Origin of the sequence: Pseudomonas sp. D(2018) (genome assembly GCF_005502555.1) — a bacterium.
GTDB classification, from domain to species: Bacteria; Pseudomonadota; Gammaproteobacteria; order Pseudomonadales; family Pseudomonadaceae; genus Metapseudomonas; species Metapseudomonas resinovorans.
In genome coordinates this window covers 150,329-172,564 of sequence record NZ_SCOK01000004.1, presented here as the reverse complement: position 1 = coordinate 172,564, position 22,236 = coordinate 150,329, and the positions used below count along the sequence as shown (strand labels likewise).

General features: G+C 64.0%; 21 protein-coding genes and 1 pseudogene. 13 read left to right on the top strand and 9 right to left on the bottom strand.

Annotation, left to right across the window (positions count from 1 at the left end):
* Positions 1-18: 18 nt before the first annotated feature.
* From argJ to FFS60_RS05150, 3 genes are all read left to right on the top strand, one after another.
* Positions 19-1,236 (top strand): bifunctional glutamate N-acetyltransferase/amino-acid acetyltransferase ArgJ, encoded by a 1,218-nt coding sequence (gene argJ, locus FFS60_RS05160; protein ID WP_137821326.1) that lies wholly within the window; start codon positions 19-21, stop codon positions 1,234-1,236.
* Positions 1,237-1,410: 174 nt separating this feature from the next.
* Positions 1,411-2,049 (top strand): glutathione S-transferase family protein, encoded by a 639-nt coding sequence (locus tag FFS60_RS05155; RefSeq protein ID WP_137821325.1) that lies wholly within the window; start codon positions 1,411-1,413, stop codon positions 2,047-2,049.
* Positions 2,046-2,990, top strand: a complete 945-nt coding sequence (locus tag FFS60_RS05150) for a Nudix family hydrolase (protein WP_028628437.1) — start codon at positions 2,046-2,048, stop codon at positions 2,988-2,990. Before FFS60_RS05155 ends, FFS60_RS05150 begins: the two co-directional genes overlap by 4 nt.
* A 107-nt stretch (positions 2,991-3,097) precedes the next feature.
* Here FFS60_RS05150 and FFS60_RS05145 read toward each other — a convergent pair whose 3' ends face one another.
* The 4 genes and pseudogenes from FFS60_RS05145 to FFS60_RS05130 all read right to left on the bottom strand — a co-directional run.
* On the bottom strand, positions 3,098-3,673 hold the full coding sequence (locus FFS60_RS05145) for a cob(I)yrinic acid a,c-diamide adenosyltransferase (protein ID WP_137821324.1): 576 nt from the start codon (positions 3,671-3,673) through the stop codon (positions 3,098-3,100).
* A gap of 1 nt (position 3,674) precedes the next feature.
* Positions 3,675-5,693: a HAMP domain-containing sensor histidine kinase gene (locus tag FFS60_RS05140; protein WP_137821323.1), complete on the bottom strand. Its 2,019-nt coding sequence runs from the start codon at positions 5,691-5,693 to the stop codon at positions 3,675-3,677.
* A gap of 46 nt (positions 5,694-5,739) precedes the next feature.
* A complete protein-coding gene (locus tag FFS60_RS05135; protein WP_137821322.1) occupies positions 5,740-6,651 on the bottom strand; it encodes a putative 2-dehydropantoate 2-reductase in 912 nt (303 codons plus the stop codon).
* A pseudogene (locus FFS60_RS05130) lies at positions 6,648-7,613 on the bottom strand (response regulator); the annotation flags it as partial. The gene FFS60_RS05135 and the pseudogene FFS60_RS05130, both read right to left, overlap by 4 nt.
* Positions 7,614-7,835: 222 nt before the next feature.
* Here FFS60_RS05130 and FFS60_RS05125 point away from each other — a divergent pair.
* Together FFS60_RS05125 and FFS60_RS05120 are read left to right on the top strand one after the other, a co-directional pair.
* Positions 7,836-8,315 carry a YajQ family cyclic di-GMP-binding protein gene (locus tag FFS60_RS05125; RefSeq protein ID WP_028628432.1) on the top strand — a complete coding sequence of 160 codons (480 nt, stop codon included), beginning with the start codon at positions 7,836-7,838 and terminating at the stop codon, positions 8,313-8,315.
* A 116-nt stretch (positions 8,316-8,431) separates the two neighbouring features.
* The gene (locus tag FFS60_RS05120; RefSeq protein ID WP_137821321.1) at positions 8,432-9,259 is read left to right on the top strand and encodes a mechanosensitive ion channel family protein; all 828 of its coding nucleotides are present in this window, start codon (positions 8,432-8,434) and stop codon (positions 9,257-9,259) included.
* A gap of 61 nt (positions 9,260-9,320) precedes the next feature.
* On the opposite strand, the gene FFS60_RS05115 is transcribed toward FFS60_RS05120, so the two are convergent.
* Both FFS60_RS05115 and FFS60_RS05110 read right to left on the bottom strand, forming a co-directional pair.
* Complete coding sequence (locus FFS60_RS05115) at positions 9,321-11,060, bottom strand: AmpG family muropeptide MFS transporter (RefSeq protein WP_028628430.1); 1,740 nt, start codon at positions 11,058-11,060, stop codon at positions 9,321-9,323.
* An 87-nt stretch (positions 11,061-11,147) separates the two neighbouring features.
* A complete protein-coding gene (locus FFS60_RS05110) occupies positions 11,148-11,534 on the bottom strand; it encodes an MGMT family protein (RefSeq protein WP_051246630.1) in 387 nt (128 codons plus the stop codon).
* Between FFS60_RS05110 and FFS60_RS05105 the strand changes: the two genes are divergently transcribed.
* The 5 genes from FFS60_RS05105 (at position 11,533) to FFS60_RS05085 (ending at position 16,667) form a co-directional block, all read left to right on the top strand.
* Positions 11,533-12,531, top strand: a complete 999-nt coding sequence (locus FFS60_RS05105; RefSeq protein WP_137821320.1) for a DUF481 domain-containing protein — start codon at positions 11,533-11,535, stop codon at positions 12,529-12,531. The two genes, FFS60_RS05110 and FFS60_RS05105, sit on opposite strands and share 2 nt — an antisense overlap.
* 129 nt (positions 12,532-12,660) lie before the next feature.
* Complete coding sequence (locus FFS60_RS05100; protein ID WP_028628427.1) at positions 12,661-13,665, top strand: DUF481 domain-containing protein; 1,005 nt, start codon at positions 12,661-12,663, stop codon at positions 13,663-13,665.
* A gap of 198 nt (positions 13,666-13,863) precedes the next feature.
* Positions 13,864-14,820: an ornithine cyclodeaminase family protein gene (locus tag FFS60_RS05095; RefSeq protein ID WP_137821319.1), complete on the top strand. Its 957-nt coding sequence runs from the start codon at positions 13,864-13,866 to the stop codon at positions 14,818-14,820.
* 10 nt (positions 14,821-14,830) lie between these two features.
* Positions 14,831-15,955 carry an FAD-binding oxidoreductase gene (locus tag FFS60_RS05090; protein WP_137821318.1) on the top strand — a complete coding sequence of 375 codons (1,125 nt, stop codon included), beginning with the start codon at positions 14,831-14,833 and terminating at the stop codon, positions 15,953-15,955.
* 79 nt (positions 15,956-16,034) lie between these two features.
* Positions 16,035-16,667, top strand: coding sequence for a transcriptional regulator (locus FFS60_RS05085; RefSeq protein ID WP_137821317.1), 633 nt, complete (start codon positions 16,035-16,037; stop codon positions 16,665-16,667).
* A 64-nt stretch (positions 16,668-16,731) separates the two neighbouring features.
* Here FFS60_RS05085 and FFS60_RS05080 read toward each other — a convergent pair whose 3' ends face one another.
* Positions 16,732-17,679, bottom strand: a complete 948-nt coding sequence (locus FFS60_RS05080; RefSeq protein ID WP_137821316.1) for a GlxA family transcriptional regulator — start codon at positions 17,677-17,679, stop codon at positions 16,732-16,734.
* Between the two features lie 116 nt (positions 17,680-17,795).
* Here FFS60_RS05080 and FFS60_RS05075 point away from each other — a divergent pair, with 116 nt between their 5' ends.
* The 3 genes from FFS60_RS05075 to FFS60_RS05065 are packed head-to-tail and all read left to right on the top strand — an operon-like array spanning position 17,796 to position 19,619.
* Complete coding sequence (locus tag FFS60_RS05075) at positions 17,796-18,281, top strand: nuclear transport factor 2 family protein (protein WP_137821315.1); 486 nt, start codon at positions 17,796-17,798, stop codon at positions 18,279-18,281.
* Positions 18,282-18,329: 48 nt separating this feature from the next.
* Positions 18,330-18,647 (top strand): GIY-YIG nuclease family protein, encoded by a 318-nt coding sequence (locus FFS60_RS05070; RefSeq protein WP_028628421.1) that lies wholly within the window; start codon positions 18,330-18,332, stop codon positions 18,645-18,647.
* A gap of 36 nt (positions 18,648-18,683) precedes the next feature.
* Positions 18,684-19,619: a glutathione S-transferase family protein gene (locus tag FFS60_RS05065; RefSeq protein WP_137821314.1), complete on the top strand. Its 936-nt coding sequence runs from the start codon at positions 18,684-18,686 to the stop codon at positions 19,617-19,619.
* A gap of 119 nt (positions 19,620-19,738) precedes the next feature.
* Here FFS60_RS05065 and yejK read toward each other — a convergent pair whose 3' ends face one another.
* Together yejK and FFS60_RS05055 are read right to left on the bottom strand one after the other, a co-directional pair.
* Positions 19,739-20,746 (bottom strand): nucleoid-associated protein YejK, encoded by a 1,008-nt coding sequence (yejK, locus tag FFS60_RS05060; protein ID WP_137821313.1) that lies wholly within the window; start codon positions 20,744-20,746, stop codon positions 19,739-19,741.
* Positions 20,747-20,808: 62 nt separating this feature from the next.
* Positions 20,809-22,143 carry a TAXI family TRAP transporter solute-binding subunit gene (locus FFS60_RS05055; RefSeq protein ID WP_137821312.1) on the bottom strand — a complete coding sequence of 445 codons (1,335 nt, stop codon included), beginning with the start codon at positions 22,141-22,143 and terminating at the stop codon, positions 20,809-20,811.
* Positions 22,144-22,236: the final 93 nt, after the last annotated feature.

Sequence of the window (22,236 nt, the reverse complement as noted above, 5' to 3'; positions counted from 1 at the left end):
GAAAAAGGAGCGCTTCCCATGGCTGTTGGTCTTGGCCCTCTGCCTACCCTGCACCCGGTACCCGGTTTCGAACTCGGCATTGCCTCTGCTGGCATCAAGCGCCCTGGGCGCAAGGACGTAGTCGTGATGCGCTGCGCCGAAGGCTCTACCATCGCCGGCGTTACCACCACCAATGCCTTCTGCGCCGCCCCCGTGCTGATCACGCGCGAGCGCCTGGAAGGAGACGTGCGCTACTTGCTGACCAACACCGGCAACGCCAACGCCGGCACTGGCCCTGACGGCCTGGCTCGCGCCCGCCGCGCCTGCGCCAAGCTGGCTGACCTGGCCGGTGTGGCTGAGGACGCTGTGCTGCCATTCTCCACGGGCGTGATCGGCGAGCCGCTGCCGGTCGAGAAGATCGAAGCTGCACTGTCGGCTGCCCTGGCTGACCTGAAGGTGGACAACTGGGCCCAGGCTGCCGAAGGCATCATGACCACCGACACCCAGCCCAAGGGTGCCAGCCGTCAGTTCCAGCACGATGGGGTGACCATCACCATCACGGGTATCAGCAAGGGTGCCGGCATGATTCGTCCGAACATGGCCACCATGCTCGGCTACATTGCGACCGACGCCAAGGTCGCTCGTGACGTGTTGCACGCCTTGGTGCGCGACGCGGCGAACAAGTCTTTCAATCGCATCACCATCGACGGCGATACCTCTACCAACGACTGCTGCATGCTGATCGCCACCGGTCAGGCCGCCCTGCCGGAAATCACGGCGGCCAGCGGCGAACTGTTCGCCAAGCTCAAGCAGGCCGTGTTCGACGTGTTCATGGAGATTGCCCAGGCCATCGTGCGTGACGGCGAAGGCGCCACCAAGTTCGTCACCGTGCAGGTCAACGGCGGTGGCAATCACCAGGAGTGCCTGGACGTGGCTTATGCAGTGGCCCATTCGCCGCTAATCAAGACTGCGCTGTTTGCCTCCGATCCCAACTGGGGGCGCATCCTGGCTGCCGTGGGGTATGCCGGCGTGCCGAACCTGGACGTGAGCAAGATCGACGTGTTCCTTGGCGAGGTGTGCATCGCCAGCCAGGGCGGTCGTGCCGTTACCTATACCGAAGCACAAGGCGCGGCGGTAATGGCCCGCGAGGAAATCACCATCCGTATCGAACTCGGTCGTGGTGATTGCAGCGAGACCATCTGGACCACCGACCTGTCCCACGAGTACGTGAAGATCAACGCCGAGTACCGTACCTGAGCACCGTTTCATGATCGGCTGCGTTTCAGCGCAGCAGCTCATGAACCGGCCCCCTCGGGCTTGGCCTGGCATTCCTGATTTTCATCCCTCGATGAAAATCGGGAATTTGCCACGGGTACAGGCAGCTTCCATGATCCAGCGAGACCCCGAGGAACTGGAAAAAAGGAGCTAGGCATGTCCCTGACACTGGTAATAGGCAACAAGAACTACTCGTCCTGGTCGTTGCGCGCGTGGTTGGCCATGGAGCTCACCGGCTCGCCCTACGATGAAGTGCGCGTCCCGCTCTACCAGGCAGATAGCCGCAAGCGCCTGCTGTCCTACTCGCCCACCGCCAAGGTGCCGGTGCTGCAGTCCGAAGATGGCACCATCTGGGATTCCCTGGCCATCGCCGAATACCTTGCCGAGCGCTTCCCCGAGGCGCATCTCTGGCCCTTCGGCCTGGCGGCCCGTGCCATGGCCCGCGCGGTCTGTGCCGAGATGCACAGTGGTTTCGTCCCCCTGCGCAGCCACATGCCCATGGACATGAAGCGCAACCAGTCGCTTGCCGAGGTATCGGACGACGTGGCGGAAGACATCCGTCGTATCTGCGCCATCTGGGCTGAATGCCGCTCGCGCTTCGGTCAGGACGGCCCCTACCTGTTCGGCCATGCCAGCATCGCCGACGCCTTTTACGCGCCGGTGGCCAGCCGCCTGCGCAGCTATGCCGTGGAGCTGCCGATGGTAGCCGCGGCCTATGTCGACACCATCTACCGGTGGCCTGCTTTCCAGCGCTGGTATCAGGCCGCCTTGCAGGAAACGGAGATCATCGAATGAAACGAGTGCATGTGGCGGCCGCTGTGATTCGCGGCGCCGACGGCCGGGTGCTGATCGCCAGGCGCCCGGACGACAAGCACCAGGGCGGTCTCTGGGAGTTCCCCGGAGGCAAGGTTGAGGAGGGCGAGGCTGTGCAGGCAGCGCTCTCCCGCGAGCTGGAGGAGGAACTGGGCATTCGCGTCAGTGCCTTCCGGCCCCTGATCCAGGTACACCACGACTACCCGGACAAACACGTGCTGCTGGATGTCTGGGAAGTCAGCGCCTTCTCCGGCGAACCCCACGGCGCGGAAGGCCAGCCCTTGGCATGGGCCTCTCCCCGTGAGCTGGGGGATTTCGAATTCCCGGCCGCCAACAAGCCCATCGTGGCTGCTGCGCGTCTACCGGAGCGCTATCTCATTACCCCGGACGACATCGAGCCCCAGGTGCTGCTGGCTGGACTCCGGACTGCCCTGGCCGACGGTGTGCGCCTGGTCCAGCTGCGAGCCCCGAAGATGTTCGATGCCCAGTACCGCGACCTGGCCATCGATGTGCAGGGCCTTTGCGCCGGCAAGGCGCAGCTGATGCTCAAGGGCCCGCTGGAGTGGCTGGGCGACTTTCCCGCAGCCGGTTGGCACCTGACTGCCGAGCAGCTGCGCAAGTACGCGCCCAATGGCCGGCCGTTTCCACGCGAGCGTTGGTTGGCAGCGTCCTGTCACAGCGTCGAAGAGTTGCAGTTGGCCGCGGCCATGGACGTGGATTTCGTCACCCTTTCGCCAGTTCAGGCGACCCAGACCCACCCCGACGCCCTGCCGCTAGGCTGGGAGCGCGCGGAAGAACTGCTGCGCAGCTTCAACCAGCCGGCCTTCCTGCTGGGGGGCGTTGGCGCTCGGGACCTGGAGCGCGCCTGGCAGATCGGTGCACAGGGCGTGGCGGGAATTCGGGCATTCTGGCCGGAATCGTAGGTTTGGCCGGGCTCCGTGAAACCCGACCAGGGGATGGCTGACGCGTCGGGTTTCGCTTGGCTCAACGCCAACCTGAGGCCGGTCTTCGACCGGCTTGGCGATTGACGTCACTGCTTGCTGGCCGCCTGCCACAGCACTTCGTCCACCCCTTGCCGCCGGGCGATCTGGCGGGCAGCGACGAAGAGCAGGTCGGAAAGTCGGTTGAGGTAGGCCAGCAGTTCCTCGCGCAGCGGTTCTTCGCCGTTCAGGGTTTGCGTGCGGCGTTCGGCGCTGCGGGCGAAGCTACGGCAGACATGGGCCTGGGCCACCAAGCGCGAGCCGCCGGGGAGAATGAAATTCTTCAGCGGCCCCAACTCATCGTTCCAATGGTCGATGGTGGCTTCCAGCCGTTCGATCTCTTGCTTCTGCACCACTTGGTACTCTGGCATCGCCAGTTCGCCGCCAAGGTCGAACAGGCGGTGCTGACAGGGCGCCAGCGCGTCAATTACCTCGCCCAGCCCAGGCCAGCGCTCCAGACGCTCGGCCAGCTCAGCCAGCAACAGGCCGAGCTGACTGTTCAGGGTGTCCACTTCGCCAATGGCCTCGATCCGTGGGTGGTCCTTGGGGACGCGACGACCGCCGGACAGGCCGGTTTCTCCCTTGTCGCCGGTGCGGGTGTAAATCTTCGAAAGGCGGTTGCCCATCTCAGGCTCCTGCGTCTGTGGCGCTGGAAGTGAGCGGCAGGCGCAGGGTGAAACAGGTGCCTTGACCGGGTTTGGACTGCACTTCCATCTGGCCCTTGTGATTGTTGGTAATGATGAAGTAGGAAACCGACAGCCCCAGTCCCGTGCCCTGGCCGACTTCCTTGGTGGTGAAGAAGGGCTCGAAGATGCGCTTGCGCACATTCTCGGGAATACCCATGCCAGTGTCCTCCACCTGGATTTCTGCCCAGGGCGGACTCAGGCGGGTGCGCAAAGTGATGCGGCCTTCCTCGTCGTCCTCGCGCAGGTGAATCGCCTGGGCGGCGTTCTTCAACAGGTTGAGCAAGACCTGCTCCAACTCGTTGGCGGTGCCGGGTACCGGCCCTAGCTTCGGGTCGAATTCACGGACGATCCTGAGGCCTTTGAAGTCGAATCCCTCGGTCAGGTCGAAGTCGTTGCTGGCGATTTCCAGCGCCTGGTCGATCAGCACTGGCAGTTGGCAGGGCGCCAGCTGGCGATTGCTGCGCCGGCTGAAGGCAAGCATGTGGGTCACGATCTTCGCCGCTCGGGCGCCGGCCTGATGGATGTCGTCCAGCAGCCTGGGGACCTCGCGGGCTTCCAGATACTGGCTGACGGATTCCAGGCTGATGCCGTTGATGGCGGCCTGTTCCTGGTTGCGGTCGAGTTCCGGGGAAATGCGCCGGCGAATGTTCTGCACGTTGTGCAGGATGGCGCCAAGGGGGTTGTTTATCTCGTGGGCCATGCCAGCGGCCAGGCCACCCACCGAAAGCATTTTTTCCGACTGCACCATCAGCTCTTCCATCGACAGGCGCTGAGTAATGTCGTCGATGCGGATCACCACGCCGCGCCCAGTGCCGCCCATCAGCGGGTAGAACGTCAGGGCGTAGTGGTGGACGTTCTCGTCTACCAGCCAGCTTACGCGTTCCACTTTTTCCACCTTGTGCTTCTCGGCGGTCAGGCGGATCTGCGGTAGGAACGGTTTGAGTGAAGGGAAGGCGAGGAATACGGGCTGGTTCAGCGCATCGTCCATGGGCGTGCCGGAGAGGACGCTGGCCTCCTGGTTCCACTGGGTGACGTAGAGCTGTTCGTCCAGGGCGATTAGCGCCGAAGGCATGGAGTCGATGATGCTGTTGAGGTAGTTCTGGAAACCGGTCAGTTTCTTCTCGATCTTGCTGCGCACCTGCACTTCCAGCTCCAGCTTACGGTTGGAGTGGCGGGTTTCTTCGGCCAGTTCATGGGCCTGGTCGAAGGCGGCCTGGGCGTCGTCGCGGGCACGTTTGAGTTGCTGTTCGCGGGCTTCGATACGGCTAAGCATGGTGTTGAAGGCGTCAGCCAGGCTGCCGATCTCGTCACGATTGCCACGGGGCGCGCGCAGGGCATAGTTCTCCTCCCGGGTCACTTGACGCGACAGTTCTTCCAGGCGGCGAATGGGCCGGGTGACCATCCGCCGGATCTGCCGTGCGACCAGCAGCCAGAGCAGTACGCTGCAGGCGAGGATCGCCAGGCTTGCGGTCAGGGTGCCGGTGTAGAACACGCCGGGCAATTCGCTGGAGGCCACCAGCAACAGGTGGCCAGCTGGCTTGCCGGGTACCGGCAGCTCTGCAAGGTGGCTGGTGCGGAACTCGCGCAGGCGCCATGTGGGAATGTCACTGGCCTTCAGCGGCAGGTCGAGTTGTGCACCGCGCTGGAGCTGGGCCAGCAGACGGCCGTCACTGTCGTACAGGGCGGCAGCACGCAGTGGTGTGTAACCCTCCAGGCGCTGCAGCATCTGCTTGGCGTTCTCTTCCGAGGACAGCGCCTCGGGGCCGACGGCTGACGTGGCGAAGAGGCGGCCAAGGGTTTCCAGGCCCTGGGGCGCGACGCTTTCCTGGGAGATCCAATAGGCGGCGCTGATGAAGGCCAGATTGGCAATGAGCAGGACAGTGGCGAGCAAAACCAACAGAGCGGCGAGCAGTTTGCGGCCGACCGACAAGTTATCGAGGCGCTGACGCAGGCTGGACAAGGGGGCAAGTATCCGCGGCTGGGCTGAGGGGCAGGTTAGCGCGGGCTCAGGTGACGGGCAATCCGCGCTGCTGCAGATAGGTCTTGAGGCGTGTGTGCAGCCTGTCCAGGTGCGGCAGGCTCAGCCGGTGGCGAATGGCGGTTGCGCAGGCGTGGCCGAGCAGGTAGCTGATTTCGGTGCGGCGGCCGTGGGCGACATCCTGGTACATGGAGGAGTAGTTGGCCGCGGTGGCCTGGATCACCCGCAGCACTTCTTCGTGCAGCCCATCGGCGGCATCCGGCTGGCCGCAGCGCTGCAGCAGTTCGGCCAACTCGACGCAGAGCACACTGACCTCTGCAGGGTGTTCGAGCAGGCCGCCATTGCGGCAGTCGTACAACACAGTCAGGGGGTTGATGGCGCAGTTCAGCGCCAGCTTGCGCCAGAGGCGCGAGAGGATGTCCGGCGTCCAGCCATAGGGGATACCGGCGTGTTCCAGTTCGTTCAGCCAGATGGGCGCGGCGGGTTGTAGCGGGTCGCCGAGCCAGGTGAATCCATGGCCGGCGAAGACTACGCGCCAGTCCCCGTCGCGAAAGGCGCCTTCTGTGCTGGAGGCAAGCACACAGCGCGTATGGGGCAGGCGCAGGGCCACGGCGTCCTGGCTGCCCAGGCCGTTCTGCAGCAGGATCAGTTCGGCGCCCGGAGACAGGTGTGGCAGCAGGGGCTGGACCGCAGCCTCGGCGTCGTAGGCCTTGCAGGCCACGAGCAGGCGGCTGATGGGGCTGGCGGTGCTGGGCAGTTCCGCCGGAATGGGGTATTGCCGTGCCTGGTCCTGCTCCACCAGGGTCAGGCCGCCGGCTGCTTCGTATGCCTTGAGGCGGGCGCGATCACGCAGGATCAGGCGCACCGGCAATCCGGCTCGCGCCAGGCGGGTGGCCCAGAGGCTGCCCAGGCTGCCGGCGCCGAGGATGTGCCAAGTCATGGCTGTGGCAGGCGCAGGGCGGTGACGCGACCGCTGGCGTGGGCCTCGGGCAGCATGGCGTTGGCCTTGTCCAGCAACTCCTCGACATCCAGCGGTAATGCCTTGGTGTCCAGACCGACCAGGGCGATACCGGCCTTGAGGGTGATGAAGCCTTCGCTGGTCTTGAAGGCTTTCAGGTTCAGACCTTCATGCAGACGGCGGAAGCTGCTCGGCGAGCACTCATGGAGGTCGTCGAGCAGGGTGATCAGACCGAAGTGGTTGTCGTCCAGGCGGGTGAGCACATCCAGCGGGCGTACCAGTTGCTGCAGGCGGCGGGCGACGCCATGCAGCAGTTCGTTGTAGAAGGTGTCACCGTACTGCAGACGCAGCTTCGGCGCGTCCAGCAGGCCGATCAGCAGGTAGCACAGGGCGCCACCGCGTGACTCCACCTGGCGCAGGCTGTCGGTCAGCTTCTGCCGCAGGTAGCGCGGGTTGCCCAGTCCAGTGAGGGAGTCCACCAGGTTGCGCTGTTCCAGGCTGGCGATGTTCTGGGTGAGCAGGTGGTTTTCCTGCAGCAGGCGCTGCAGGGTGTTGCACAGGCGGTCGGCCGCGTAGATGCGCGGAACCAGTTGCTCGCTCATGGCCGCCTTGCTGATGAAATCGTCCACTCCGCGGTCGAAGGCTTCGCCCAGGACGTTCTCACCTTCCTTGCCGGTAAGCAGGATGACGTAGCTGTAGTGGTCGGTCATCTCATCCAGCTGGCGCACGCGTGCGGTCAGTTCCAGACCGTCGATCTCGGGCATCAGCCAGTCGGCGAGGATAACGTTGGCGGGCTTGTCTTCCAGAAGTTTCAGCGCTTCGCTGGCGCTGCTGGCGAATCGCAGATCCTGGTAACCGGCCTGGCTCAGGGTGCGGCCGATCATGGCGCTGGAGAACTTGGCATCGTCCACCACCAGGATACTGAGATGAGGGTTGGGCATTTGGCAGGCTCGCAAGGAGAGTGGGACAGCGGGATGTGGCGTTATGATATCAAGCCTCGTTCAGGTTGCCTTGTCGCCCCACCGTTCTGCCGGTTTCGGACTGCTGAGGGATGGCTTCCAGAAGGCGGTGTGTCGCTCGGTTATAATGGATCCGCATTTTTTACCGTCAAGCCAGGCGCTTTCATATCCGTGATGCAGATCGCGCCGTCTATCTGGAGGAATCCCATGCCCTCGTTCGACGTGGTGTCCGAACTGGACAAACACGAAGTCACCAACGCCGTCGACAACGCCATCAAGGAACTCGATCGCCGCTACGACCTGCGCGGCAAGGGTAGTTTCGAGTTCAAGGAACTGACCGTCACCCTGACGGCCGATGCCGATTTCCAACTGGAGCAGATGCTGGAAATCCTCAAGCTGGCCCTGGTCAAACGCAAGATCGACGTCCAGTGCCTGGAGGTGAAAGACTCCTACGCCTCCGGCAAGGTCGTGAAGCAGGAAGCCGTGCTGCGCGAAGGTATCGACAAGGAATTGGCGAAAAAGATCGTTGCTCACATCAAGGAAAGCAAACTCAAGGTCCAGGCCGCCATCCAGGGCGAACAGGTGCGCGTCACCGGCAAGAAGCGCGATGACCTCCAGGAAGCCATCGCTGCCCTGCGCGCCAAGGAGTTCGGCATGCCCCTGCAGTTCAACAACTTCCGCGACTGAGCGGAACCTTCGCGACCGATCTGCGTCGCAAACCAAGAGTCGTTTGAACCTTCGCTGCCATGGCTTGTCCATGGCGGCCTGGTTTTGCATTACTGAAATAGCGCAGGAGAATGCCCGTGGAGATGAACGTCGACCAGTTGGTCAAAGTATCCGAAACCTGGTTACCCATCGTGCTGGAGTACAGCGGCAAGCTGACCCTGGCCCTCATCACCCTGTTGCTGGGCTGGTGGCTGGTCAACCTGCTGACCGGCAAGGTTGGCAACATGATGCAGAACCGCCGGGTCGATCGCACCTTGCAAGGCTTCATCGGCAGCCTGGCCAACATCATCCTGAAGGTGCTGTTGCTGGTCAGCGTGGCCTCGATGATCGGCATTTCGACCACATCCTTCGTCGCCGCCATCGGTGCTGCGGGCCTAGCCATTGGCCTGGCCCTGCAGGGCAGCCTGGCGAACTTCGCAGGTGGCGTGCTGATCCTGCTGTTCCGCCCGTTCAAGGTCGGTGACTGGATCGAAGGGCAAGGCGTGGCCGGGACCGTGGACAGCATCCAGATCTTCCACACCACGCTGAAAACCGGCGACAACAAAGTGGTGATCGTGCCCAACGGCAGCCTGTCCAATGGCAACATCACCAACTTCTCGCGAGAAAAGACCCGCCGGGTGGATATCAACATCGGCATTGACTACGACTGCGACATCAAGCGTGCGCGCCAGGTGCTGCTGGAAATCGCTCGTGATTCTCGCGTCCTCAGGCACCCCGAGCCGGTGGTATTCGTTACCGGGCTGGGCGAAAGCGCCATCAACGTCTCTCTGCGGGTCTGGGTCGCGACGGAGGACTACTGGGCCGTGAATTTCGATTTCATCGAGCGTGCCAAGGAGAAGATGGACGAAGCGGGTATCAGCATTCCGTTCCCCCAGCGGGTCGTGAAGCTCGTGCAAAGCGCATGAGCAGGATACGTCAATGAAAAAGGCCGGCAATCTTGCCGGCCTTTTTCATGGCTCGCGCAAATCAGGGCTGCTCGGGGGAACCGGGCGTCGCGGAGGCATTGGACGAGCCGTTTTCCTTCGGCTGCTGGCGGTTGCGGCCCCATTGGATCGCGATCAGCACCAGGGTGGGTATACCCAGCAGGGCCGTGAGCAGGAAGAAGTTGTGGTAGCCGACGCTCTCCACCATCACACCCGAGTAACCGCCGATCAGGCGCGGCAACAGCAGCATGATGGAGCTGAGCAGCGCGTACTGGGTGGCCGAGAACTTCAGGTTGGTCAGGCTTGAGAGGTAGGCGACGAAAGCCGAGGTGGCCAGCCCTGCGCTGAAGTTGTCGCAGGAGATGGTCAGGATCAGCATGTTCAGGTGCGCGCCCATATCGCTCAGGGCTACGAACATCAGATTGGTGGCCGCCGAGCTGATGCCGCCGATGAAGAGGATCGGCAGGATGCCGAAACGCACGATGAGTAAGCCGCCGGCGCCTGCGCCGAGCAGGGTCATGACCAGGCCGAACAGCTTGCTGACGCTGGCAATCTGTTCTTTGGTGAAGCCCTGGTCGATGTAGAAGACGTTGGCCATCACGCCCATGACGGTATCCGACATCCGGTAAGTGGCGATCAGGCCGAGCAGGAGCAATGCTTGCCAGCGGTAGCGCTGGACGAACTCGCTGATCGGCGTAAGCACCGGCGCCATCAGCAGACGGCCAGCGGCGGAGAAGCAGGCCAGGGTGATCAGCAGGAACAGCGTGCCGCGCGGCCAGGCGCCTGACGAGAAGGCCTTCACCGCGGCAGCGATGGTCACCAGGATCACGATCAGCACGATGATCGACACCGCCTGGTGCACGAAGTCGAAGTTGGGCATCACCTTGCCTCGCGCTGCCACCAGCAATTGGCGGCGCTGCTGGCTGAGCAGTTCGCGCACCGGAAGGATCTGGCGCATGCCCCAGGGTGACAGGCAGGTGATCAGGAAGATTGCGTAGAGCGCTGCGCGCGGCCAGGCGCGATCGAGCAGGCCGGTGATCATCGCCGGCAGGGAGATCAGCATCACCAGCAGGATCAGCACCGATGACAGCTGGTGCTTGAGCTTGAAGCGCGAGGTCGTGCTCTGCGGCGGCAGGTCCACCGGCGGTTCGCGCATCCACAGGCTGGTGATCAGTCCGGGCAGCATCAGCAGGGCGAACAGCAGGTAGGTACCGGCCCAGGCACCGTATTCGTAGACCTTGGCGGTGGAACCGAACCACTCGGCGAAGTAGAGCGCGCCAGCGGTCGCCAGCAGCGCGGAGACGCGATAGCCGGTCATGTAGCTGGCGGCGAGGGCGGCCTGGCGGCTGTCTTCGGCGATTTCCAGGCGGTAGGCGTCGATGGCGATGTCCTGGGTCGCCGAGGCGAAAGCCACCAGCACCGCCAAAGCGATCAGCCAGGTGAGGTTGGTCTGCGGATCGCACAGCGCCATGCCCACCAGCCCCAGGCCCACCAGCGCCTGGGACAGCACCAGCCAGGAACGACGGCGACCGAGGCGGCCCAACAGTGGCAGGCGCCATTGGTCGAGCAGCGGCGACCAGATCCACTTGAAGGCGTAGGCCAGGCCGATGAGGCTGGCGAAGCCGATAGTTTCTCGGGATACGCCAGCCTCGCGAAGCCAGACAGAGAGGGTGGAGAACACCAGCATGTAAGGCAGGCCGGCGGCGAAGCCCAGCAGCAACAGCGAAAGGGTGGCCGGCGAGGCATAGGCGGCGATGGCGTCGCGCCAGGAACGATGGGGCATTAGCGGTGCAATCCGAAAAGCGTGGTGCTGGGCATTGGGTTGCTCATGGCGTGCAGGAAAGAGGCGGGCAATAGGGCAGGGCGCACTCTAACCCTTGGGTGGCATGGGATGCCAGCCGTGCCGACGCATGTCCACCCGATCGTTCTGGATACTGACCCCTTCAGCCCGCAAACGTGCCCGCTGCTCGTTGCCGGATGGCGTTCCAAGGGCCAGGCTGAAGCGTCCGCCGGCCCCCAGGACGCGGTGCCAGGGCAGCTGGGTGCCGCTGGGCAACTGGCTCAGGGTTCGCCCGACCCAGCGCGCGGCGCGGCCAAGCCCCGCCAGCTCGGCCAACTGGCCGTAAGTCACCACCTTGCCCTCCGGCACTTGCGCCAGGGTGAGGTAAAGCGCCTCGCGGCGGATGTCCACGCTTGCCGTTGGCAAGTCCGCCCATGCATGCTCTGGCGCCTCTTCCTTCTTCTGCTTACCGACCATGCTGCTCCGTAGCCTGAGTGCTCTGATTCTGTGTCTGGCCTGCTCGCCCCTTTGGGCGGACACCGTCTGGTTGAACAACGGTGATCGCCTGACAGGCGAAATTATCGTGCTGGATGGCGGCAAACTGGCATTGAAGACCAAATACGCCGGCCAGGTGCTGATCGACTGGAAGGATATCGACACCCTCCGTTCGGAGAAACCGCTGCTGATCAAGCGTGAGGGACTCGACAGCCAGCATAGCCGCAGCCTGGATGCAGCGGGCAAGGGCATGGTGCGGTTGGAGAACGGCACGAGCGAGACGGTGCCTTTGGCCAGCATCCGCCAGATGGTGCCGCCGCGGCCCGTTCTCAAGGACCGCGTCTGGGAAGGCAATATCGACGCCAAGCTGGACATGGAACGCAACGAGGACAGCAAGGACGAGTGGAAGCTCAAGGGCGACACCCGCGTCGAGCACGGCCGCTGGCGCCATGTACTGAGTGGCCAGTTCGAGAAGGAAACCAAGAACGGAGAGCGTACCGAGGACAACTGGGAGATCGAGTACGACCTCGACCGTTTCCTGACCCAGCACTGGTTCGTACGTGGCAGCTATGACCAGGACAACGACGACTTCCAGTTCTTCAATCGCCAGCGCGCGTATGGCGTTGGCCCCGGCTACCGCTTCTGGGACAACGAACTGGGCCGTTTCGACCTGATTGCCCAGCTCACGCGTTTCCAGCTGGAAAGCGACGCCGGCGACCTGGACTTCAATGCCTATTCCTTCGAGTGGGACTTCAAGCGGCTGATCTGGGGGACTCGCTTCGAGCTCTATTCCAAGGCCCAGCTCCAGGTGCCGCATATCGAGGAGATCGATTATGTGCTCGACAGCGAATTCGGCCTGCGCTACCGGCTCAATGACTGGGCGAGATTGTCCTTGCTCTACGAACTGGACCAGGTGAGGGGCCTGGGCGACACGTCGTCTGACCGGCACTACCTGATTGGTGTCGGCATCGGCTGGTAGGGCTCAAACCGGTCACGTCCATCGATTTTCTGGAACTCGGCGGGCGCAGGTCGGTCAGTCCTTGCTCTGCCGTCGGTCATAAGGATAATGCCCGGCTTTTTTTGAGACCCCGAGCAAAGAAGCCGCTTTATGTTGTCCAGAACCCTGCTTTGCGTGGCGCTTGCCGCCGCATCCTCCGCCGTTTTCGCTGACACCGTCTGGTTGAAGAACGGCGACCGTCTTACCGGCACCATTCGCGTCTTCGACGGCGGCAAGTTGGTCCTTGAAACCGACTACGGCGGCACTATCCCGTTGGACTGGAAGAAAGTCGCCACGCTGGAAAGCGACCGTGAGCTGCTGATCAAGCAAGGCGACATCGACGGCGAACGGGCCAAGTCCCTGCAGCGCGCCGACGAAGGCAAGGTCATCCTGGCCAACGGCGAAGCGCCCAAGGAAGTAGAGCTGGCCAGCATCGAGCAGATCATGAAACCCAAGCCCCTGGTCGAGGACCTGACCTGGACGGGCAACGTCGATCTGTCCCTGGATTACAAGCGGGCGGAGAAGGACACCGACGACTACGACGTCGACTTCAACACCAAGGCCCGCCACGGCCGATGGCGGCACAACGCCTCCGGCGAGTACAACCGCGAGTTCACCGACGACGTGAAGACCACGGACAACTGGGAAACCGAGTACGCCCTCGATCGCTTCATCACCGAGAAATTCTTCTGGCAGGGCCGTGGCGAGTACAAGCGCGACAAGATCGAAGAACTCGAACGCCAGCGCACCCTGGGTACCGGCCCCGGTTACCAGTTCTGGGACGACGAACTGGGCGCGTTCTCCCTGGCCGGCCTGGTCAACCGTAGCGACTATCAGTTCTCCAATGGCGAGAAGGAGAACTTCTACTCCCTGAGTACCAAGTGGGACTACAACCGCTACCTGGTGGGCAAGACGGTGGAACTCTTCACCACCGGTGAAATCGGTCGCCCCCTGGACAATACCGCCGACTACTCCCTGGATGCCGAAGTGGGCCTGCGCTACAAGCTGACCGACTGGGCCTCACTCAACATGAAGGCGGAGAAGGACCAGGTCAGCGGCGCCGACGGTGAAATCGACGAAACCCGCTACACCGTCGGATTCGGCGTCGGCTGGTAAAGGCGGCTCCACCAGCACCTGCGGGGGCGAATTGACTCGCGTGCAATCTCGCTCCCGCCGGGTGTCCTTTCTCCAGGCGCTGCATTGCTTACACACACGCGCCATTCTCGTACATCCGGGTCGTCGTCCCCTTGCTGGTGTAAACTTAAAAGTCCAATATGGACAAATTGTTTATATCCACTCTTCGGGAGCGTCCCCATGTCCAGCACCCCGCCCCTCGTTCTCCAGCAAGCTGAAGCGCGCCACCTGCTCCAGCAGGTGGATGTGCATCAGGCAATGCGCCACATGTTCCTCGACCTCGCCGCTGGCGAAGCCGTGCAGCCTGCGCAGCAGCTGGTGGAGTTCCCCAACGCGACCGGCGACTTCATCAATTACCTGGGCGTGCTGGCCAAGGACGGCGTATACGGGGTCAAGACCTCGCCCTACATCAAAAAGCCCGATGGTGCCCTGGTCACCGCCTGGACCCTGTTGATGTCCATGGACAGCGGCCAGCCCTTGCTGCTCTGCGATGCCGGCGAGCTGACCACCGCGCGCACCGCTGCTACCACAGCAGTGGCGGTCGAATCTCTGGCACCTGAGCAGGCACGCCGGCTGGCGGTGATCGGTAGCGGCCCTGTGGCCCGCGCCCACCTCCACTATGTGAAGGGGCTTCGCGACTGGCAGCGCATCGCGGTTTACTCGCCGTCCCTGGCGGGAGAAGCGGATACCCAGGCGCAATGGCGCGCCCAGGACTCGCGCGTGGAAATCAGTGCCAACCTGGAAGACGCGGTGGCCGACGCCGACGTGGTGATGCTCTGCACCTCGTCCGCCGGTCCGGTGCTGGATCCGCGCAGCCTGGCCAAGCCGGCTCTGGTCACCTCCATCAGCACCAACGCCCCGCGTGCCCATGAAGTACCACCGGAAGCCCTGGGCGAGATGGAGGTCTATTGCGACTACCGCGCCACCACTCCGGGTTCTGCCGGAGAGATGCTGCTGGCGGCCGAGCGTCACGGCTGGAGCCGCGAGGCCATCCGTGGCGACCTGCCGGAGCTGGTCAGTGGCAAGGCGCCGCGTCCGGACTACCGCCGCCCGGTATTCTTCCGCTCCATCGGTCTGGGCCTGGAAGACATGGCTCTGGCCAACGCCCTCTATCGTCTGCAACGCCAAGGCCAGTGAGGTGAACCCGATGACCCAGGTTGACTACATCATCATCGGCGCCGGTATCGCCGGCGCCTCCACCGGTTTCTGGCTGTCGCGCCATGGTCGCGTGCTGGTGCTGGAGCGCGAGGAACATGCGGGCTACCACTCCACCGGCCGTTCCGCCGCGCTCTATACCGTCGCTTACGGCACGCCCCAGGTGCGAGCCCTGACCGCCGCCAGTCGTGCCTTCTTCGATGCACCGCCCGAGGGCTTCAGCGAACATCCACTGCTGACGCCGCGCGGCGAGATGGTGGTGGATTTCACTGGGGATGCCGAGGAGCTGCAGCGCCAGTTCGACAGCGCATTGGAAAATGTCCCCGACATGCAGATGCTGACAGCGGACCAGGCCTGTGCCTTGGTGCCCGTGCTGCGCCGCGACAAGGTGCAAGGCGCCATGCTCGACCCCAGCGCTGCCGATATCGACACTGACGCCCTGCATCAGGGCTACCTGCGCGGCATTCGTCGCAACGGTGGTGAGGTGCGGCATAACTGTGAAGTGACCGGTGTTCGTCGCGAAGGTGAGCATTGGCGGGTAGAGACTTCCCTGGGCAGCGTCCAGGCGCCCGTCCTGGTCAACGCCGCCGGCGCCTGGTGCGACCAGCTCGCGCAACTTGCCGGGGTTCCACCGCTGGGCTTGCAGCCCAAGCGCCGCGCCGCGTTCATCTTCTCGCCGCCGGACGGTGTGGACGCTCATAGGTGGCCAGCCTTGGTGAGCCTGGACGAATCCTTCTACTTCAAGCCCGACGCCGGGATGCTGCTGGGCTCGCCGGCCAACGCCGACCCGGTGGACCCCCACGACGTGCAGCCGGAAGAGCTGGACATTGCCCTCGGCATCTACCAGATCGAGGAACACACCAGCATGACCATCCGCCGCCCCGCGCGGGTCTGGGCGGGCTTGCGTTCCTTCTTCCCCGATGGCGACCTGGTGTCCGGCTACGACCCACGCACGCCGGGCTTCTACTGGGTAGCGGGGCAGGGTGGCTACGGCATCCAGACCTCCGCCGCCATGGGCGAGGCCAGCGCCTGCCTGATCCTGCGCCAGCCACTGCCGGAGCACCTGACGCAATTCGGCCTGACCGAAGCCATGCTGTCGCCCGCGCGACTGGGGTGACGACGCGGGCGCTTTGCGCCACACTCGCTGCGCCGGGCCCCGCGCCCGGCGCCGATCTTTCCGCTCCAGGAGCCGCTCCATGACCCCCCGCCCAGACCTCGCCCTGGATAACTACCGAGCTATCGCCGACGCCATTGCCACGTTGTTCTTCCCCCATGCCGAGGTCGTGCTGCACGACCTGCGTACGCAGAAGATCGACTACATCGCCAACAACATCTCCAAGCGATGTGTGGGTGACGATGCCGCACTGGAGGACATGCTCAGCGAGGACGTGGACGAGCGGACCATCGGCCCTTACGAGAAGCTCAACTGGGACGGCCAGAAGATCCGTTCCATGAGCACCGTGTTGCGCGACGCCCAAGGCGCGCCGGTCGCCGTGCTCTGCATCAACCTGAACATCTCCCTGTTCGAGGCGGCCAAGGCGGCCCTCGACCTGTTCCTTTCCTCCAACAAGCTGATCCCCCAGCCCGATGCGCTGTTCCGCGACGACTGGCAGGAGCGCATCAACACCTTCCTGCACAACTGGCTGCGCCAGCGCCAACTCGGCCTCAACCTGCTGACCCGCGAACACAAGCGCGAGCTGGTCCTGGCCCTGCATGCCGAAGGTGCCTTCAAGGGCAAGAGTGCCGCCAACTACGTGGCCAATGTCCTCAACATGGGGCGTGCCACGGTCTACAAGCACCTCAAGGAATTGAAGGAAGAGTCGGTCTAGCCCAATGCTCCCTGTCGGGGCGAATTCATTCGCCAAGCGGGCCGAAGGTCCGCCAGTCCATGCGTCACCCTCGCAACCGCCGCCTGAAGGCCCCCGGCGTTTCCCCGCATAGCTGCTTGAACAACTTGGCGAAGGTCGCCCTGTCGGCGTAGCCCACCTGGGACGCTACCTGTTCCAGGGAGCGCGCCGGGTTGCGCATGGCCGTCTGTGCAGCGCTGATGCGCAGGCGCTGCAGGTAGGCATTCGGGGTGAGGCCCGTGGCAGCCCTGAAGCGCCGCAGCAGGGTGCGGCTCGAGCAGTGGGCGCGCTGCGCCAGGGCGTCCAGATCAAGAGGCTCGGACAGGTTGCGTTGCAACCAGAGCAGCAAGGGGCCGATCTGCGGGTCGTCGCTGCCGGCGGTCGGCAGCAACGGGGCGAAACGTGATTGGCGTCCGCGTTCCCTATCGAACACCATGGCGCCGGCTACCCGTTGCGCGAGCCAGTCGCCTCCATGCCAACCGATCAGGTGCAGGCAGAGGTCCAGTCCGGCCTGGGCGCCGCCCGAACAGAACAGGTTGCCGTCTTCGGTCAGCAGAGCGTCCGGTTCCAGGCGCACCTGTGGATAACGTTTGCGAAAGGCGGGTGCCAGGGCCCAGTGGGTCGTAGCGCGGCGGCCGTCGAGCCGTCCCGAAGCGGCCAGCAGGAAGGCGCTGCTGCAGAGGCTGGCGAGTTGCTGCGTATCAGGCCGCGCGGCCAGCCAGGGCAGCAGTTCATGGTTGGCGGCCAGCGTCTTCTCCACCGCGGGGCCGGTGGCGGTGAGCAGCACCAGGTCAGCCGACTCCGCCAGGGCCAGGTCACCGTTAACCCGCACCTCGGCCATGCCGATATCCACAGGTCGGCCGTCGCGACTGAAACGCTGCACCTGGAACAGGGGTTCCCCAGCCAATTGGTTCGCCAGGCGAAAGGCATCATCGGCAGTGGCCAGGCTGGAGCAGACAGTCTGCGGGCAAACGAAGAGGGCGACGCGGATCATGGGCAGGGCTCACGATGGGGTTGGCGATTATTGACACAAAGTTGGCGATGCCGCCAATCGCCGTCTGGCCCATCCGGGTCAATACTTCAATGCATATCCGCCTACCGGAGTTGCCCATGGCTCACCCCAATGCCGAACTCATCACCCGCTTCTATCAGGCCTTTCAGCAGCTTGACGCCGAGACCATGGCGGCCTGCTACAGCCCCGATGTGCACTTCAGCGATCCCGTGTTCACTGACCTGAACGGCCAGGAGGCCGCCGATATGTGGCGCATGCTCGCCAGCCGCGCCCAGCAGTTCAGCCTCACCTTCGACAGCGTCGAGGCCGACGACCTCAGCGGTCGTGCCAACTGGGTGGCCACTTACCTGTTCAGCCAGACCGGGCGCATGGTGGAAAACCGTATCCAGGCCCGCTTCCTTTTCTCCGACGGCAAGATCATCGAGCACCACGACAGCTTCGACCTCTGGCGCTGGGCCCGGCAGGCCCTGGGGGCCAAGGGGACGCTGCTGGGCTGGTTGCCGCCGGTACAGAACGCCATCCGCAAGCAGGCCGCGCGGGGGCTGGCTGCCTACCGCACGGGGGCGCTGAAGGACTTGTCTTGAGGTGGTATGGCATTGCCTAATGCGGCGGCCTTCCAACAGGACCCCGCAATGCCCGAACACGTCGACGCCGTCCCTGCTGCCAAGCCCTGGTTCGTCTACCTGGTGCGTGCCGAAAACGGAGCCCTCTACTGCGGTATCAGCGACGACCCGCAGCGGCGTTTCGCCCAGCATCAGAGCGGCAAGGGCGCGCGCTTCTTCCATTCCAGCCCGGCGCAGGCCCTGGTGTTCGTCGAGGCCTGCGCCGACAAGGGCGAAGCCCTTCGCCGGGAGATCGCCATCAAGCGCATGAAGAAGGCGGTCAAAGAGGCGTTGATACAGGGCTGGGAGTGCGCCGAAAAGGTACGCCTCGCCGAAGTGAGCGGCTAAGCTGCCGCACTATCCCAACAGCAGCGGAGCCCTGCCATGTCCGAACTCATCCTGCACCAGTACGAGCAATCCCCCTTCGCCAAGAAGGCGCGGCTGATGCTCGGCTTCAAACAGCTGTCGTGGCGCTCGGTGGAAATCCCCCGGATCATGCCCAAGCCTGACCTGATGCCGTTGACCGGCGGCTATCGCAAGACCCCAGTGCTGCAGGTGGGCGCCGACATCTACTGCGACACTGCACTGATCGCACGCCGCCTGGAAGCGGAAAAGTCCGGTCCGGCGCTGTTCCCGGAAGGCCAGGAATTCAATGTCGCCAGTTTTGCCCTGTGGGTGGACTCGGTGATCTTCCAGCACACCGTGACCCTGGTGTTCCAGCCCGAATCCATCGCCGTGCGCATGGGCCAGCTGCCGCCAGCCGTGCAGCAGGCCTTCCTCGCCGACCGGGCCAAGCTGTTCTCCGGCGGCAGCAGCACCCGCTTGCCGCTGGAGCAAGCCCGCAGCAACTGGCCGGTGCTGATGGGGCGACTGCAACAGCAACTGGAACGCAGCGAAGGCGACTTCCTCTTCGGCGAACCCTCGGTGGCCGACTTCTCCCTGGCACACTGCTGTTGGTTCCTCAAGGGCACCCCGGTCACCGCGCCACTGGTGGACGACTACCCGGAGGTGGCGGCCTGGTTTGGCCGGGTACTGGGCTTCGGCGAGGGTGCCGGCAGCCCGTTGTCCGCCGCCGAGGCTGTGGATATCGCCCGCAGCGCCACGCCCGCGGCGCTGCCGGTGGAGGATTTCGTCGACCCCAACGGTTTCGCGCCTGGGCAGAAGGTGGCGGTGGCGGCCACCGACTATGGCGTCGACCCGGTGGAGGGCGAGCTGGTGTTCGTGGGTCGCGAGGAAATCATCCTGCGTCGCCAGGACGAACGCGCCGGGGTGGTGCATGTGCACTTCCCGCGGCTCGGGTTCCGTATCGAAGCGCGCTGATCTTTCTTGTAGGGGCGAATTCATTTACCCCTACAGGTTCACCTCTGGAACAAAAAAAAGCCCGGCAATCGCGCCGGGCCTTTTCGTAGGGTGCGCTGCGCACACCGCGTGGCATCAGGTCAATCCTTACGCCGTTTCAGCTGATCTTTCAGCTGCGTCGGCAACTGCCGGATGATCAGCATGTCGCGGCTTTCGTCGTACTCGATCTTCGAGCCCAGCAGGTGGGCTTCGAAGCTGATCGACAGGCCCTCGGCGCGGCCAGTGAAGCGCTGGAACTGGCTCAAGGTGCGCTTGTCCGGCGGGATCTCCGGGGACAGGCCGTAATCCTTGTTGCGGATGTGTTCGTAGAAGGCGCGCGGGCGGTCTTCGTCGATCAGGCCGGAAAGCTCGTCCAGGGTGATTGGCTCGCCCATCTTTGCCTGCGTCGTGGCGTAGTCGACCAGGGTCTTGGTCTTCTCGCGGGCCTGTTCCTCGGCCAGGTCCTCGCTTTCGACGAAATCGCTGAAGGCCTTGAGCAGGGTGCGGGTTTCGCTCGGCGGGTCGACGCCTTCCTGGCAGCCGATGAAGTCGCGGAAGTAGTCCGAGACCTTCTTGCCGTTCTTGCCCTTGATGAAGGAGATGTACTGCTTCGACTGCTGGTTGTTCTTCCATTCGGAGATGTTGATGCGCGCAGCCAGGTGCAACTGGCCCAGGTCCAGGTGCTTGGCCGGTGCCACTTCCAGCGAGTCGGTCACCGCCACGCCTTCGCTGTGGTGCAACAGGGCGATGGCCAGGTAATCGGTCATGCCTTGCTGGTAGTGGGCGAACAGCACATGGCCGCCGGTGGAGAGATTGGACTCTTCCATCAGTTTCTGCAGGTGCTCGACCGCCTGGCGGCTGAAGGCAGTGAAGTCGCGCGTGCCTTCCTGGTACTCCTTCAGCCAGCCGCTGAAGGGATAGGCACCGGATTCCTCGTGGAAGAAGCCCCAGGCCTTGCCTTGCTTGGCGTTGTAGCTCTCGTTGAGATCGGCCAGGAGGTTTTCCATGGCCTGGGATTCGCCCAGCTCGCTATCCCGGGCATGCAGCACGGCGGCGCTGCCGTCGGGCTTCTTGTCGATGAAGTGAACGATGCAGTGGCGGATGGGCATGGATCTTCGCTCTCAGGGGCACATCCGGCGCGAGGAAGCGCCGGCAGTAAAAGTGCGCCAGTTTACCCGACCTGATCCACGTCTGCCTGCCGACTCTGCACGGCCTGCAGCCGTGCGATCACGTAGCGCAGGTGCACATGCAGGTCGTAGAGCTCATTGGAGTAGGACAGCGGCACTTCCACCTTGGCCAGGCGCTGTTCCAGCGTTTCCAGGTGCTCGATCTCGGCGGCGAGCTGTTCCGGCGGGGTGCCGCTGTCCAGTTTGCGGTCGATCTCGCGCAGGTACTTGTACCAACGGTAGATGCGTGCGCGGATGCGCCAGCGGTAGATGGGGCCTACGGCCTTGGTCAGCGGGATCATGATCACCAGCAGCGGGATCAGCAGGATGATGTAGCGGTCGGCCAGGGAGGCGATGCGGAACGGCAGGTAGCGCTGCAGGATCGGCAGGCCTTTCTCGTAGTAGTAATCGGCCTCGCTCAGGCTGGAGAGGGTTTGCGGCTTGGCGCTGGGGTAGGTGCCGGGCGGGTCGAGCAGGGTACCGTTCTGCATCACCTCACGAGCGGCTTCGAGGATCAACGGGGTGAGCGAGGGATGGAATTCATCATTCGCCACCAGGGTGGCCACCGGCGCCAGGGTGAGGATGTCCCGCGAGGGGCTGTTGCTGGCCAGGTTGAGCAGGCCTTCGCCTACTTCCAGCTTGGTCAGGTAAGGCAGGCGCGCGCGATAGGCTGCACTGCGGCGCAGGCTCACCAGATCCAGCTCGGGACTGGCGGCCAGGCGTTGCACCACGGCGCTTTCCGCCGGGCCGAGGAAGAAACCGGCGTCCAGTTCGCCGCCCAGCAGGGCGCTGGCCGCCGGGCTGCCGCTGATGGACTGCCACTGCGGCGGGTAGCCTTCCGGCCTGATCTGGTTGGCGGCGAGAAGCGCATCGCTGACCGAGCGGGTGCCGCTGTTCGGTGCGCCGATGGCCACCCGCAGCTGCAGCAGGTCGGCCATGCTGTCGATCTCCAGTTCCTTGCGTTTGAACAGCCAGAGCGGCTCCTGGTACATCACGCCAAGGCCATGCAGGTGTTCGCGTTCCTTCGCGCTCAGGGTGAGTTCCTGGCCACTCTGCACCAGGGCGATTTCCACCTCGCCGCTCCGCAGTTTGGCCAGGTTGTCCAGCGAGCCGGTGCTGCGCACCAGCTCCAGCTCGAAGCCCTGCTTGGCCAGTTCTTCCTTGAGCTTCTCGCCGAAAGCGTTGTAACCGCCCGCGGGGCTGCCGGTGGCCAGTCGCGCGTGCATGGGTGGCGGCGGCGCGACGAAGTAGAAGAGGGCGCCCACCAGGGCCGCCATCACCGGGATCAGCCAGAGGTTGGCCAGGAGCATGATCTTGATGTCGCGAAGGATGCGTTGCATGGAAGTCCTTGTCTGCAGCGAATGCTGGGAAGGATAGCGGCTCTGCGGTTGCCAGGCCGCGAAGGAAATGACAGGGTGGCCGGCAGTTCCGTT

What these genes read in the sequence shown, in the direction of transcription:
- argJ (WP_137821326.1), top strand. Translation starts at nt 19, where the DNA reads ATGGCTGTTGGTCTTGGCCCTCTGCCTACCCTGCACCCGGTACCCGGT.
- FFS60_RS05155 (WP_137821325.1), top strand. Translation starts at nt 1,411, where the DNA reads ATGTCCCTGACACTGGTAATAGGCAACAAGAACTACTCGTCCTGGTCG.
- FFS60_RS05150 (WP_028628437.1), top strand. Translation starts at nt 2,046, where the DNA reads ATGAAACGAGTGCATGTGGCGGCCGCTGTGATTCGCGGCGCCGACGGC.
- FFS60_RS05145 (WP_137821324.1), bottom strand. Translation starts at nt 3,673, where the DNA reads ATGGGCAACCGCCTTTCGAAGATTTACACCCGCACCGGCGACAAGGGA.
- FFS60_RS05135 (WP_137821322.1), bottom strand. Translation starts at nt 6,651, where the DNA reads ATGACTTGGCACATCCTCGGCGCCGGCAGCCTGGGCAGCCTCTGGGCC.
- FFS60_RS05125 (WP_028628432.1), top strand. Translation starts at nt 7,836, where the DNA reads ATGCCCTCGTTCGACGTGGTGTCCGAACTGGACAAACACGAAGTCACC.
- FFS60_RS05115 (WP_028628430.1), bottom strand. Translation starts at nt 11,060, where the DNA reads ATGCCCCATCGTTCCTGGCGCGACGCCATCGCCGCCTATGCCTCGCCG.
- FFS60_RS05105 (WP_137821320.1), top strand. Translation starts at nt 11,533, where the DNA reads ATGCTGCTCCGTAGCCTGAGTGCTCTGATTCTGTGTCTGGCCTGCTCG.
- FFS60_RS05110 (WP_051246630.1), bottom strand. Translation starts at nt 11,534, where the DNA reads ATGGTCGGTAAGCAGAAGAAGGAAGAGGCGCCAGAGCATGCATGGGCG.
- FFS60_RS05100 (WP_028628427.1), top strand. Translation starts at nt 12,661, where the DNA reads ATGTTGTCCAGAACCCTGCTTTGCGTGGCGCTTGCCGCCGCATCCTCC.
- FFS60_RS05095 (WP_137821319.1), top strand. Translation starts at nt 13,864, where the DNA reads ATGTCCAGCACCCCGCCCCTCGTTCTCCAGCAAGCTGAAGCGCGCCAC.
- FFS60_RS05090 (WP_137821318.1), top strand. Translation starts at nt 14,831, where the DNA reads ATGACCCAGGTTGACTACATCATCATCGGCGCCGGTATCGCCGGCGCC.
- FFS60_RS05085 (WP_137821317.1), top strand. Translation starts at nt 16,035, where the DNA reads ATGACCCCCCGCCCAGACCTCGCCCTGGATAACTACCGAGCTATCGCC.
- FFS60_RS05080 (WP_137821316.1), bottom strand. Translation starts at nt 17,679, where the DNA reads ATGATCCGCGTCGCCCTCTTCGTTTGCCCGCAGACTGTCTGCTCCAGC.
- FFS60_RS05075 (WP_137821315.1), top strand. Translation starts at nt 17,796, where the DNA reads ATGGCTCACCCCAATGCCGAACTCATCACCCGCTTCTATCAGGCCTTT.
- FFS60_RS05070 (WP_028628421.1), top strand. Translation starts at nt 18,330, where the DNA reads ATGCCCGAACACGTCGACGCCGTCCCTGCTGCCAAGCCCTGGTTCGTC.
- FFS60_RS05065 (WP_137821314.1), top strand. Translation starts at nt 18,684, where the DNA reads ATGTCCGAACTCATCCTGCACCAGTACGAGCAATCCCCCTTCGCCAAG.
- yejK (WP_137821313.1), bottom strand. Translation starts at nt 20,746, where the DNA reads ATGCCCATCCGCCACTGCATCGTTCACTTCATCGACAAGAAGCCCGAC.
- FFS60_RS05055 (WP_137821312.1), bottom strand. Translation starts at nt 22,143, where the DNA reads ATGCAACGCATCCTTCGCGACATCAAGATCATGCTCCTGGCCAACCTC.